The sequence below is a fragment of the Citrobacter sp. RHB20-C16 genome, assembly GCF_013890155.1.
Lineage (GTDB): Bacteria > Pseudomonadota > Gammaproteobacteria > Enterobacterales > Enterobacteriaceae > Citrobacter_A > Citrobacter_A amalonaticus.
In genome coordinates this window covers 4,199,009-4,211,931 of the sequence record NZ_CP057630.1, presented here as the reverse complement: position 1 = coordinate 4,211,931, position 12,923 = coordinate 4,199,009, and the positions used below count along the sequence as shown (strand labels likewise).

The window sequence follows — 12,923 nt, the reverse complement described above, 5'->3', positions numbered from 1 at the left end:
TTGTTAAGAAGGCATAATTATGTTCCTGATAATTTTAATAAAATCGCTCATCATCGGTGCCCTCGTCGGCGTGGGTGTGGGGGCCGGGGCTGCACGCATGTTTCATGCGCCTACCACACAGGGGATGGGTGCGTTTCGAACTCTGGGGGAACTGAATTCCTGCGAAGGGGATCCGGCTTCTCACTTCTCGTTTGGTCTGGGCTTTTTCTTCAACGCCTGGGCCTCATCCGTTGCGGCGGGCTCGTTCACACAGGACGTGGATCACCGCATCATTCCTAACTGGGGCGCGGCAGCGCTGATGATCAAAAACCGTAACGTCGGTGAAACGCTGCATGACCCGAAAAAAATGGCGATTGCCTGCGGCGTCATCGGCATGATCGTCGTGACCTTCCTGAACCTCACGGCTTCTTCCGTACCGGAAGCGTTGCAGGTGACCGCCGTTAAGGTGCTGGTCCCTGCGGCAAACCTGCTGGTCAACACCGTGATGCCGGTGATCTTCTGGCTGGCGGCGATCGATGCCGGTAAGAAATCAGGCTTCTGGGCAACCGTTTTCGGCGGCGCGGCACAGTTGATCATGGGTAACGCCGTACCGGGTCTGGTCCTCGGCATCCTGATTGGTAAAGGCGTTGAAGAGAGCGGCTGGAACCATGTGACCAAAGTGATGATGGCGGCCATCGTCCTGCTGTTCGTCCTGAGCGGCTTCTTCCGTGGCTTCGACATGAAGATGATCGAATCCTTCCACATGACCGTGCCGAACTGGCTCGAACTGATCCACAACTCGCTTAGCGGCAAATAACGGAGGCCACAATGGAACAGAATAAAGGTTTTTGGTTTGCCGACTGGTCGTTCCCGATCTTCGTTGGCCTGCTCTCCTCCGGTGTGTTTGCCGGGACGCACATGTACTACCTGTACGGGATTGGCGCGTTTAACGAAGTGGCGTTCGTGGCCATGCTGAAAGCGGGGATTGATACCGGATCGTACGGCGCAGTGGCCGCGTTTGGTGCCAGCTTCCTGTTCGCCCGCATTATCGAAGGCTCCCTGGTGGGGATTCTGGATATCGGCGGTGCGATTCAGACCGGCGTTGGTCTGGGGGTTCCGGCGCTGTTGTTGGGCGCAGGCATTGTGTTCCCGGTTGAGAACTTTATCGCTTCTCTCGCTACGGGGCTGGCGATTGGCCTGGCGATTGGTTACGTCATTATCCTGGCGCGTAAGTTCACCATCAATCAGAGTGACTCGACCTACGGGGCGGACGTGATGATGGGTGCCGGTAACGCCTCGGGGCGTTTCCTCGGCCCATTGATCATCCTCAGCGCGATGACGGCGTCGATCCCTATCGGTGTGGGTTCTTTGGTCGGCGCACTGCTGTTTTACATCTGGCAGAAACCGATCACCGGGGGCGCTATCCTTGGCGCCATGATTTTAGGTTCAATCTTCCCGATTGCGATTAGCTAATTACCTGATGGCAAAGCGCTTATCAGGCCTACGGATAAGCGCGTCTTTGTTGGCCGGATAGGGTGGTTACGCCGCTATCCGGCAAAAGGAGAGAGACATGTTTGATTTACTCCTTCGCCGTGCGCGTCTGGTTGACGATACGGTCTGTGATATCGCCCTGAAGGACGGCAAAATCGCCGCGTTAGGCGAGATAAACGACCCGGCGGTGAAAACCGTTGAGCTCAACGGCGAGTACTACGTCAGCGCCGGATGGATTGATTCCCACGTTCACTGTTATCCAAATTCCCCGATTTATCACGACGAACCGGACAGCGTAGGCATTGCCACCGGCGTGACGACCGTTGTGGATGCGGGCAGTACCGGTGCCGATGATATTGATGATTTCTATGCCCTCACGCGCGACGCCGCGACGGAAGTCTATGCACTTCTGAATATCTCCCGCGTCGGGCTGATTGCACAAAACGAACTGGCGAATATGGCCAACATCGATGCCGACGCGGTACAGCAGGCGGTGAAACGCTACCCTGATTTCATCGTCGGCCTGAAAGCGCGTATGAGCAGCAGCGTGGTGGGTGAAAATGGCATCACGCCGCTGGAACGTGCCAAAGCGATGCAGCAAGCGAACGGTGATTTGCCCCTGATGGTCCACATTGGCAATAACCCGCCGGATCTGGATGAGATCGCGGAGCGCCTGACGGCGGGCGATATCATCACCCACTGCTACAACGGAAAACCCAATCGCATTCTGACGCCGGAGGGTGAACTGCGCGCCTCGGTCACCCGGGCGATTCAGCGCGGCGTGCGTCTGGACGTCGGGCACGGCACGGCCAGCCTGAGTTTTGCGGTGGCGAAACGTGCCATCAGCTTAGGCATTCTGCCGCACACCATCAGTTCTGATATCTATTGCCGCAACCGTATTAACGGCCCGGTGCATTCGCTGGCGAATGTGATGTCGAAATTCCTCGCCATCGGGATGTCGCTGCCGCAGGTCATCAACTGTGTGACGGCGAATGCCGCCGACGGCTTGCGTCTGAAATCCAAAGGTCGTCTCCAGCCAGGTCTGGACGCTGACTTAACCCTCTTTACGCTGAAGCGTCAGCCAACCGTGCTGATCGATGCCGAAAATGACAGCTTACAGGCTGAAAAACTGCTGGTGCCGCTTGCCGCAATACGTGCGGGCAAGGGCTATATGACCGAACAAGGGAGCGCGGAACATGCCTTCGATTTTTGAAAAATACCATTTAAAGCAGGTAATTAATACCTCTGGACGAATGACGGCGCTGGGCGTGTCCACGCCGCGCCCGGAAGTGGTGGAAGCGGCGATGGCCGGTATGAACCAGTACTTTGAGATGAAAGATCTGGTGAATAAAACCGGGGAATACATTGCGAAGCTGCTGGATGTGGAAGGGGCGACGGTGGTTTCCTGTGCGTCTGCGGGCATTGCTCAGTCGGTGGCCGCCGTGTTGGTCCAGGACAGCGACTGGCTGCTGGAGAACCTGCACATCACACCGATTGAGAATAACGAAATCGTGCTGCCGAAAGGGCACAACGTTAACTTTGGTGCGCCGGTTGGCACGATGGTGGCGCTGGGCGGTGGCAAGCTGGTGGAAGCCGGATATGCCAATGAATGCTCTGCCGCACAGCTGGCGGCGGCAATCACCCCGCGCACGGCGGCGATTCTTTACATCAAATCCCACCACTGTGTACAAAAAAGCATGCTCAGCGTTGAGCAGGCCGTCGTCGTGGCGCGTAAACACAATCTGCCGCTGATTGTAGATGCGGCGGCGGAAGAAGATCTGCAGTGCTACTACCGTTCGGGGGCCGATCTGGTGATCTACAGCGGCGCGAAGGCGATCGAAGGCCCTACCAGCGGACTGGTCATCGGCAAAACCCAGTACGTCGAGTGGGTGAAACGCCAGACGGCGGGTATTGGTCGGGCGATGAAGGTCGGCAAAGAGGGGATTCTCGGCCTGACCTGTGCCATTGAACTCTATTTGAATGCGCAGAAAGAGAGCGGCGCGGAGATGGTGGAAAAAATGACGCCGTTTATTGATGCGCTGAATGCGCTCAACGGTGTGACCGCTCGCGTGGTGTGGGACAGCGCGGGACGGGATATCGCCCGCGCAGAAATTAAGTTTGATGAAGCTGTTACCGGCATCGCGACAGGCGAACTGGTGGAAGCGCTCAAGCAGGGTGAATACGCGATTTACTTCCGTGGTTACAAAGCCAACGAAGGAATTATTGAAGCAGATGTGCGCAGTGTTGATCGTGCACAGTTGGACATTGTGGCGCGCCGGATTGGCGACGTGATTAATCAGGAGAAACAAGCATGAAATTGACCCCGAACTTTTATCGCGATCGCGTCTGCCTGAATGTACTGGCCGGCTCGAAAGAGAACGCGCGTGACATTTACGACGCGGCGGAAGGTCATGTGCTGGTGGGTGTACTCTCCAAAAATTACCCGGATGTCGAAAGCGCGGTGGCGGATATGCGTGACTACGCGGCACTTATCCACAATGCGCTCTCCGTAGGGCTGGGGGCGGGCGATCCGAACCAGTCGGCGATGGTCAGTGAAATCTCTCGCCAGGTTCAGCCGCAGCACGTCAACCAGGTGTTCACCGGCGTGGCAACCAGCCGCGCCCTGCTCGGGCAGAGTGAGACGGTGGTCAATGGTCTGGTATCGCCGACTGGTACGCCTGGTCTGGTCAAAATTTCCACCGGGCCGCTGAGTAGCAAAGCGGCGGACGGCATTGTCCCGGTCGAAACGGCTATCGCGCTGCTGAAAGATATGGGCGGTAGCTCGATCAAATACTTCCCGATGGGCGGTCTGAAATGCCGTGACGAGTTTAACGCGGTGGCTGAAGCCTGTGCGCGTCATGATTTCTGGCTGGAGCCAACCGGCGGGATCGATCTGGAAAACTACGCTGAGATTCTGCAAATTGCCCTCGACGCGGGCGTCAGTAAAATCATTCCTCACATTTATAGTTCTATTATTGATAAGGTAAGCGGAAACACCCGTCCGGACGATGTGCGCCAGTTGCTGGCGCTGACCAGGGCGTGTGTAGGTTAAAAACGAGGAGAGTGATGTGCGATTCCCCAACCAACGTTTGGCGCAACTGTTTACGATGTTGCAAAACGAGACGCTGCCGCAGGATGAGCTGGCGCAGCGGTTGTCGGTTTCCACACGCACTGTTCGTGCTGATATTACAGCGCTCAACGCCCTGCTGACTCAGCACGGCGCGCAGTTTATCCTCAGCCGGGGCAACGGTTATCAGCTCAGGATCGATGACCCGGCAAGCTATCAGTCCCTGCAATCGCAGCAGCCCAGCGCGCTGCGAATTCCGCGCACCAGTCAGGAACGCGTACATTACCTGATGGTACGTTTTCTGACATCCGCCTTTTCTCTCAAACTCGAAGATTTAGCTGATGAATGGTTTGTCAGTCGGGCGACGCTACAAAACGACATGGCAGAAGTGCGTGAATGGCTGCAACGCTATCATTTGACGCTGGAAACGCGTCCGCGCCATGGCATGAAACTGTTCGGCAGCGAGATGGCGATCCGCGCCTGCCTGACCGACCTTCTCTGGACGCTGGCGCAGCAGGATCCCGCTAATCCGCTGGTGACCGAAGAGGCGCTGTATGCCGGGGTGCCATCGCAGCTTCAACCGCTGCTTGAGGAGATTTTCAATCGCTTCCATATTCGCCTTACTGACGAAGGCGAGCTGTTTTTACGTCTGTACTGCGCGGTCGCGGTACGCCGTATCAGCGAAGGGTATCCGTTGTCGGAATTCACCAACGAAGAGGTGGAAGAGAACGTGTGCCTGGCGGCGCGTGAGATTGCCGCTGTCGTGCAGCATCTGGCAAATCATCCGCTGTCGGTGTCGGAAGAGAACTGGCTGAAGGTACATATCGCGGCGCGGCAGGTGCAGGAGATTGCGCCCAGTGCGATCAATGCCGACGACGAGGAAGCGCTGGTCAATTACATCCTGCGGTTTATCAACAGCCAGTACAACTATAACCTGTTGAATGATAAACAGCTTCATGCGGATTTACTCACTCACATCAAAACGATGATCACCCGGGTGCGCTATCAGATCATGATCCCGAACCCGCTGTTGGAGAACATCAAGCAACACTATCCCATGGCATGGGATATGACCCTGGCGGCAGTCTCCAGTTGGGGTAAATACACCCCTTACGCCATCAGCGAAAACGAGATCGGCTTTCTGGTGTTACACATCGGCGTTGGGCTTGAACGTAGTTACAACATCGGTTACCAGCGGCAGCCAAAAGTTCTGCTGGTCTGCGACACGGGAAATGCGATGGTGCGGATGATTGAAGCGGTATTGGCGCGCAAATATCCGCAGATCGAGATTGTAAACACGCTGACGCTGCGTGATTACGAACAGCGCGAGAGTATCGCGGAGGACTTTGTGATCGCCACAGCACGGATTGGTGAGAAAGATAAACCGGTGGTGCAAATCGCGCCGTTCCCTACCGACTATCAGCTTGAGCAGATCGGTAAGTTAGTGCTGGTGGACAGAACCCGGCCGTGGATGCTGAACAAATACTTCGACGCCGCCCATTTCCGCATTATTGAGGGTACGATGGATCAGCAGACGTTGTTCAAAACGTTGTGCGATCAGTTGCACCGCGAAGGGTTCGTCGATGCTGAATTTCTCGATTCGGTTGTCGAGCGTGAGGCGATTGTCAGCACGATACTCGGTGACAGCATTGCGCTGCCGCACGCCCTCGGACTGCTGGCGAAAAAAACGGTGGTCTACACGGTGCTCGCCCCGCAGGGTATCGCCTGGGGGGACGAAACCGCACATGTGATCTTTTTACTCGCTATCAGTAAAAGCGAGTACGAAGAGGCAATGGCCATCTACGATATCTTTGTCACTTTCCTGCGTGAACGCGCTATGACGCGACTGTGCGGCAGCCAAAACTTCGCCGAGTTTAAAGCGGTGGCGATGGAGTGTGTGAGTCGTTTTTGATGGGAGGGGCAGGAAAGACGGAAAGCAGATGCTGTCCGCCATAGTGTTTACCGTAAATGATGGACAACCTGGTTGCTGCTGCCGCGCCAGATCAGCGCCGGGTCTTTCAGATCCTGCACAAATTTGCCGTCCACCAGCACGTTAATGAGGTCCACAACCTGCATTTGCGCGGCGTTGAGTTCATCCAGCTTATAGCCGGTCCACACCCAGATATCTTTACCTGCACATTCAGCACGAATGCGCTGCACCAGCTTCAGGATATCCGGTACGTTCTGCGGATGAAGCGGATCGCCGCCGGAAAGGGAGATCCCCTGGCGGTGGATCCGCGTATCGTTTAGATCGCTAATGATCTGGTCTTCCATTGCTTTTGTGAATGGCTGACCGGAGTTCAGCCGCCAGGTGCTTTTGTTGTAGCAGCCAGGGCATTCGTGCACGCACCCTGAAACAAACAGGGTGCAGCGGGTACCGGGGCCGTTAACGATATCGACGGGATAATACTGGTGATAATTCATTTTTCCTCGTTGCATTTGGCGCTGTAGCTGTGTTGGCCGCTCTCACTCACCCGGGTCACTTACTGATGTAAGCTCCCCGGGATTCGTTCGTTTGCCGCCTTGCTACAACACCAACTGCTTAGAGGAAAACCACGACATTGGAACTGTAGTTAGCGGTAGTAGGCCGGATAAGGTGCTTGCACCGCCATCCGGCAACATTGTGATGCCTGATGGCGACGCGATGGCGTCTTATCAGGCCTACGGCCTTTGCAAACGGAAATTAACCGATCTGCCCATTCCCTAAATGTTTAACGCGACGCTTCACTTCTTCTTGTTTACCGGCGTTAAACGGACGTGCGTCCGGGCTGCCTAAATAACCGCAGACGCGGCGGGTTACCGACACGCGTGCCGCGTCGTGATTACCGCATTTCGGACAGGTGAAGCCTTTGCTGGTGCATTCGAACTCACCGGTAAAGCCGCACTCGTAGCATTCATCGATTGGCGTATTGGTGCCGTAATACGGCACATGCTGATAGCTGTAGTCCCAGACATCTTCCAGCGCTTTCAGGTTGTGCTGGATGTTCGGGTATTCGCCATAGCAAATGAAGCCACCGCTCGCCAACGGCGGGTAAGGCGCTTCAAAATCGATTTTGTCGTACGGGTTCACCTTCTTCTCCACATCGAGGTGGAAACTGTTGGTGTAGTATCCTTTATCGGTGACGCCCGGCACGACGCCAAACTCGGCGGTATCCAGACGGCAGAAGCGGTCACACAGGTTTTCACTCGGCGTGCTGTACAGGCTAAAGCCGTAGCCGGTCTCTTCTTTCCATTTATCGACGGCCTGACGCAGATGCTCAACAATGGCAACCGCTTTCGCGCGCAGCGCTTCGCTGTCGTAGACATGCGTATCACCAAACAGCGCGTTGATGGTTTCGTGGATACCAATGTAGCCCAGTGAAATCGATGCACGACCGTTTTTGAAGATTTCCGCGATATCATCATCGGCTTTCAGACGTACGCCGCAGGCGCCTTCCATATAGAGGATCGGCGCGACGCGAGCCTTAACGCCTTCCAGACGGGCAATACGGGTCATTAGCGCTTTACGCGCCAGCGTCAGACGATCGTCCAGCAGTTTCCAGAACGTCGGCTCATCACCACCTGCTTCCAGCGCGATACGCGGCAGGTTAAGGCTGATCACGCCGAGGTTGTTACGCCCATCGTGAACCTGTTCGCCTTTCTCGTTTTCCCACACGCCGAGGAAGCTGCGGCAGCCCATCGGGGTTTTGAACGAACCGGTGACTTTCACGACCTGATCGTAGTTCAGGATGTCCGGATACATGCGCTTGCTGGCACACTCCAGCGCCAGTTGTTTGATGTCATAGTTCGGATCGCCAAATTTGTGGTTCAGGCCGTCACGAATCGCAAACACCAGTTTCGGGAACACGGCGGTTTTGCGATTTTTGCCCAGACCGGCGATACGGTTACGCAGAATGGACTGCTGAATCAGGCGCGATTCCCAACTGGTACCCAGGCCGAAACCAAAGGTCACAAATGGCGTCTGGCCGTTGGCGGTATGCAGCGTATTGACCTCATACTCCAGAGACTGGAAGGCGTCGTAGCACTCTTTCTCGGTACGGGAATGCGCGTAGCCGTCGGCATCCGGAATTTGCCACTCTTCCGCCGTCTTACGGTGCTTGTTAAAGCTGGCAGTCACGAATGGCGCCAGTACTTCATCAATACGGTTAATGGTGGTGCCGCCGTAAATATGGCTGGCGACCTGCGCGATGATTTGCGCGGTCACGGCGGTGGCGGTAGAGATGGATTTTGGCGGCTCGATCTCTGCGTTACCCATCTTAAAGCCCTGCGTCAGCATCCCTTTGAGATCGATAAGCATGCAGTTGAACATCGGGAAGAACGGGGAATAGTCGAGATCATGGTAGTGAATATCACCGCGCTCGTGCGCCTGTACTACATCACGCGGCAGCAGATGCTGACGGGCGTAGTGTTTGGCGACGATACCGGCCAGCAGGTCGCGCTGGGTCGGGATGACTTTACTGTCTTTATTGGCGTTTTCATTGAGCAACGCGGAATTGGTCTGTTCTACCAGGCCGCGAATTTCCTGGTTCAGACGACCGCGTTTCTCTCGCTGAATATCACGGTCATGGCGATATTCAATGTAGGCGCGCGCCAGCTGCTTGTAAGGGCCTGACATCAGTTGGTTTTCAACCGCCGTCTGGATCTCATTAATATCGACCTGGCTACGCGCGTCCATCTGACTGCTAACGACTTCTGCGACGGTGGCGCAGTAATCTGCGTCATCGACTCCCGCTGCTTTAGCTGCACGCAGAATGGCTTCTTTGATGCGCTCTGATTTAAACGGCACTTTACAGCCATCTCGTTTCATCACATGCGGTGTCATGATCACTCCATAATGTATAAGAACAGGTTATCCACAGAGGCTCGGGAGGCGTTGATATGGTTATTCATCTCTCTATCCAATCACTTCCCGCAATCCAGTCCCATGTTATCCACAAAGTCACCTTGACTGTGGACATCATTGTTGTTGTAAATGTAGTTGATTAATACAACATGTTGGGGCGGATTGCATTTTAAGTTCTATATATAGTGATTTGCATCAAGGATGTTTACGATTTTTTTGATGTAGCGCAAGGTAAAAAGCAGAGCGTACAGTTGGCGGGCGTTATAGCGATTGTAAATTGTGATATAGAAAAATCTGATTATTTATTCAACAAAAACAGTAAGCTAACGCGGGGCGACCTTTTTGCCCGGCATCGAGAGTTTGCCGGGCAAAATGTGTTCAGTTTATGACTTCTGCAACCACCAGATCGCTTCGAAAGGACGCAGCGTCATCGCCGTTGGCAGTGGTGAAACTTCATCATAGTTGTGCATCAACACCTGCCAGTTACCCCGGTACGATTCCGGGAACCAGGCCTGACATTCACCGCTCAGATTGGCAATGACCAGCAGCCGCTGTCCTTGCCACTCGCGCTGATAACACCATACGTGTGGGCTGTCTGGTAACAGATCCTGATAGTCACCCCAGGTCAACACAGGTTCGGATTTACGCAGCGCAATCAGCCGTTGATAGGTATAAAACACCGACGAATTATCGCCGAGCGCGTTCTCCACGTTGATGTCCGCGTAGTTATCGCATAGGGAGATCCACGGTTCACCCTGGCTGAAACCGGCGTTCTTGCGGTTATTCCACTGCATTGGCGTACGGCTGTTGTCACGGGATTTACTGGCCAGGATTGCCAGCAGTTCATTGGCATCGCGACCCTCCGCCCGCAGCCCGGCAAACATGTTATGGCTTTCCACATCGCGGTAGTCGGTGATCCGGGTGAAGTGAGGATTGGTCATGCCGATCTCTTCCCCTTGATAGATGTACGGTGTGCCCTGCATACCGTGCAGCACCATCGCCAGCATTTTCGCGGCCGGCACCCGATATTCGCCTTCGTCACCAAAGCGCGACACAATGCGCGGCTGATCGTGGTTACACCAGAACAGCGCATTCCACGCGACGTTGTGCATTCCTTGCTGCCAGTGGCGGAACAGGGTCTTCAGTGCGACAAAATCGGGCTTCGCCAGCGTCCATTTCTCTCCATTGGGATAATCGACCTTCAGGTGATGAAAATTGAAGGTCATCGACAGTTCGCTACCGTCCAGCGCGGCGTAGCGCTGGCAATGTTCCAGCGTGGTGGAGGACATTTCACCGACCGTCATCAACTTGCGCGGCGTAAAGACGTCGCGGTTCATCTCATGCAAAAATTCATGCGCTCGCGGCCCATCGGTATAAAAACGGCGACCGTCGCCGTCCAGGTCATTGGGGAAGCGCTGATCTTTGGAGATCAGGTTGACGACGTCCAGGCGCAGGCCATCCACGCCGCGATCGGCCCAGAATTCGCAGACTTTTTTCAGCTCGGCGCGGACGGCAGGGTTTTCCCAGTTCAGGTCCGCCTGTTCCGGGGCGAAGAGGTGCAGATAATACTGTTCGCTCTGGGCATGCCATTGCCAGGCGTTGCCGCCAAACTTGGAACGCCAGTTATTGGGCAGCGCATCAGGCGTGCCGTCGCGCCAGATGTAAAACTCGCGATACGGGCTGTCTTTGTCGAGCGCTTCACGAAACCAGGCGTGCTGCGTGGAGGTGTGGTTAAACACCATGTCGAGAATAATGCGGATGCCGCGTGCTTTTGCCTGGGCGACCAGTTCATCGAAGTCATCCAGCGTACCGTAAGCGGGATCGATAGCGGTGTAGTTAGCGACATCGTAGCCATTATCCACTTGCGGTGAGATATAGAACGGGGTCAGCCAGAGGGCATCTACGCCCAGTTTATGCAGGTAATCGAGGCGCTGAGTCACGCCGCGTAAATCGCCGGTGCCGCTGCCGGTCGTATCCTGAAAGCTTTTGGGATAGATCTGGTAGATGACGCCGTTTTGCCACCAGTGGGGAAGGGTATTCATAGTCAATTCCTGGTTATGCGAGGGGCGCAAGTGCGCCCCGAATAAAATCAGACAATCTGTAACGTGCCCTGACGGTATTTGCGCTGGTAAACCATAGAAGTCAGCACGATCGGGATGACAATGGCGATGGCTATCGCGACGGCGTAGACCTGCCAGTAAGTCGGTTGGATAGAAAGGATGCCCGGCAGGCCGCCAACGCCAATACCGTTCGCCATCACCCCGTACAGGCCGCAGAGCAGACCGGCGAGACCGGAGCCGATCATTGCGCAGAGCATCGGGAAGCGGTATTTCAGGTTGATACCGTACATTGCTGGTTCAGTGACCCCAAGATAGGCGGAGATCGCGGCAGGAACGGAGATCTCGCGTTCGTTCTGTTTACGGCTGGCGATAATAATGCCGACCACCGCAGACGCCTGCGCGATGTTGGAAAGGGCAATCAGCGGCCATACCGGCGTTCCTCCCATGCTCTGGATCATCTGCATGTCGATGGCGAGCGTGGTCTGGTGCACGCCGGTAATCACCAGTGGGGCGTACAGGAAGCCAAACAGCGCGGCACCAATCGGCGCGAAGCTGCCGGTCATCAGATGGCGAACCGCAAAGGCCACACCGTCGCCAATCAAGCGGCCAAACGGACCGATCAGCGCATGAGCGAGGAAGACCGCGAGGATCAATGAACACACCGGCACCACCACGAGATACAGATAATCCGGCACGATGCGTTTCAGGCGCGTTTCAATCACGCCCAGCGCCAGGCCAGCCAGCAGCGCCGGAATGACCTGCGCCTGATAGCCTACTTTCGCGATGGTGAACAGGCCGAAGTTCCATACTTCCGGTACCTGCTGCCCCAGCAGATACGCGTTCATCAACTGTGGCGATACCAGCGTAACGCCAAGCACGATGCCGAGGATCGGCGTACCGCCCATTTTTTTCACCGCCGACCAGCAGATGCCCACCGGCAGATAGAAGAAGATGGCTTCGCCAATCAGCCACAGGAAGTCATAGATCGTTTTCAGCGCTGGATACATCTGCGCCAGCGTCTGGCCGTTGCTCATTGGCAGGTCGCCAATGACGTTGCGGAAACCTAAGATCAAGCCTCCGCTAATCAGCGCCGGCAGCAGCGGGAAGAAGATTTCAGCGAAATGGGAGATGAGTTGCTCATGCCATTTCATGTTCTGACGAGCCGCTTTTTTCGCCTGCTCTTTATCGGCGTGCGCCTGCCCGGTGGTGGCCAGCAGCGCCTTGTAATAATCGCCAACCTCGGTGCCAATCACCACCTGGAACTGACCGGCGTTGGTAAAGCAGCCTTTGACCATCGGTAAGGCTTCAATTTCTTTCGGTCTGGCGTTTGCTGGCTGATTCAGCACAAAGCGCAGGCGCGTAATACAGTGACTCACGGTGGCGATATTCTCTCGCCCGCCTACCAGCTCTATCAGCCGGTCAATATCCGCTTGTTTAACTTTGCTCATCATGAAGCCTCGTGGCGATGACAGTGAAAAGGGGG

10 protein-coding genes are annotated in these 12,923 nt (G+C 55.5%); 6 read left to right on the top strand and 4 right to left on the bottom strand.

Features of this window, described 5'->3' with window-relative positions:
• Positions 1-19: 19 nt before the first annotated feature.
• The 6 genes from HVX64_RS20165 to HVX64_RS20140 all read left to right on the top strand — a co-directional run bounded on the left by HVX64_RS20165 (position 20) and on the right by HVX64_RS20140 (position 6,449).
• Positions 20-796 carry a DUF4311 domain-containing protein gene (locus HVX64_RS20165; protein ID WP_042999221.1) on the top strand — a complete coding sequence of 259 codons (777 nt, stop codon included), beginning with the start codon at positions 20-22 and terminating at the stop codon, positions 794-796.
• 11 nt (positions 797-807) lie between these two features.
• Positions 808-1,452, top strand: a complete 645-nt coding sequence (locus HVX64_RS20160; RefSeq protein WP_042999222.1) for a DUF4310 family protein — start codon at positions 808-810, stop codon at positions 1,450-1,452.
• A gap of 97 nt (positions 1,453-1,549) precedes the next feature.
• On the top strand, positions 1,550-2,683 hold the full coding sequence (locus tag HVX64_RS20155) for an amidohydrolase/deacetylase family metallohydrolase (protein ID WP_044253217.1): 1,134 nt from the start codon (positions 1,550-1,552) through the stop codon (positions 2,681-2,683).
• Positions 2,667-3,785, top strand: a complete 1,119-nt coding sequence (locus tag HVX64_RS20150) for a DgaE family pyridoxal phosphate-dependent ammonia lyase (RefSeq protein WP_042999224.1) — start codon at positions 2,667-2,669, stop codon at positions 3,783-3,785. Before HVX64_RS20155 ends, HVX64_RS20150 begins: the two co-directional genes overlap by 17 nt.
• Positions 3,782-4,522: a KDGP aldolase family protein gene (locus tag HVX64_RS20145; protein WP_042999225.1), complete on the top strand. Its 741-nt coding sequence runs from the start codon at positions 3,782-3,784 to the stop codon at positions 4,520-4,522. Before HVX64_RS20150 ends, HVX64_RS20145 begins: the two co-directional genes overlap by 4 nt.
• A 16-nt stretch (positions 4,523-4,538) precedes the next feature.
• Positions 4,539-6,449, top strand: a complete 1,911-nt coding sequence (locus HVX64_RS20140) for a PRD domain-containing protein (protein ID WP_044253220.1) — start codon at positions 4,539-4,541, stop codon at positions 6,447-6,449.
• Between the two features lie 47 nt (positions 6,450-6,496).
• Here the strand turns inward: HVX64_RS20140 and nrdG are convergent, their stop codons facing one another.
• The 4 genes from nrdG to treB form a co-directional block, all read right to left on the bottom strand.
• Positions 6,497-6,961 carry an anaerobic ribonucleoside-triphosphate reductase-activating protein gene (gene nrdG / locus HVX64_RS20135; RefSeq protein ID WP_042999227.1) on the bottom strand — a complete coding sequence of 155 codons (465 nt, stop codon included), beginning with the start codon at positions 6,959-6,961 and terminating at the stop codon, positions 6,497-6,499.
• Positions 6,962-7,220: 259 nt separating this feature from the next.
• Positions 7,221-9,359 (bottom strand): anaerobic ribonucleoside-triphosphate reductase, encoded by a 2,139-nt coding sequence (gene nrdD / locus HVX64_RS20130; protein ID WP_042999228.1) that lies wholly within the window; start codon positions 9,357-9,359, stop codon positions 7,221-7,223.
• A 404-nt stretch (positions 9,360-9,763) separates the two neighbouring features.
• Positions 9,764-11,422: an alpha,alpha-phosphotrehalase gene (gene treC / locus HVX64_RS20125; RefSeq protein WP_044253228.1), complete on the bottom strand. Its 1,659-nt coding sequence runs from the start codon at positions 11,420-11,422 to the stop codon at positions 9,764-9,766.
• Between the two features lie 47 nt (positions 11,423-11,469).
• Positions 11,470-12,888 carry a PTS trehalose transporter subunit IIBC gene (gene treB, locus HVX64_RS20120; RefSeq protein ID WP_044253231.1) on the bottom strand — a complete coding sequence of 473 codons (1,419 nt, stop codon included), beginning with the start codon at positions 12,886-12,888 and terminating at the stop codon, positions 11,470-11,472.
• Between the last annotated feature and the right edge of the window lie 35 nt (positions 12,889-12,923).

Coding starts and splice junctions, on each gene's coding strand:
- HVX64_RS20145 (WP_042999225.1), top strand. CDS start 3,782: ATGAAATTGACCCCGAACTTTTATCGCGATCGCGTCTGCCTGAATGTA.
- HVX64_RS20150 (WP_042999224.1), top strand. CDS start 2,667: ATGCCTTCGATTTTTGAAAAATACCATTTAAAGCAGGTAATTAATACC.
- treB (WP_044253231.1), bottom strand. CDS start 12,888: ATGAGCAAAGTTAAACAAGCGGATATTGACCGGCTGATAGAGCTGGTA.
- HVX64_RS20155 (WP_044253217.1), top strand. CDS start 1,550: ATGTTTGATTTACTCCTTCGCCGTGCGCGTCTGGTTGACGATACGGTC.
- HVX64_RS20165 (WP_042999221.1), top strand. CDS start 20: ATGTTCCTGATAATTTTAATAAAATCGCTCATCATCGGTGCCCTCGTC.
- nrdG (WP_042999227.1), bottom strand. CDS start 6,961: ATGAATTATCACCAGTATTATCCCGTCGATATCGTTAACGGCCCCGGT.
- treC (WP_044253228.1), bottom strand. CDS start 11,422: ATGAATACCCTTCCCCACTGGTGGCAAAACGGCGTCATCTACCAGATC.
- HVX64_RS20160 (WP_042999222.1), top strand. CDS start 808: ATGGAACAGAATAAAGGTTTTTGGTTTGCCGACTGGTCGTTCCCGATC.
- nrdD (WP_042999228.1), bottom strand. CDS start 9,359: ATGACACCGCATGTGATGAAACGAGATGGCTGTAAAGTGCCGTTTAAA.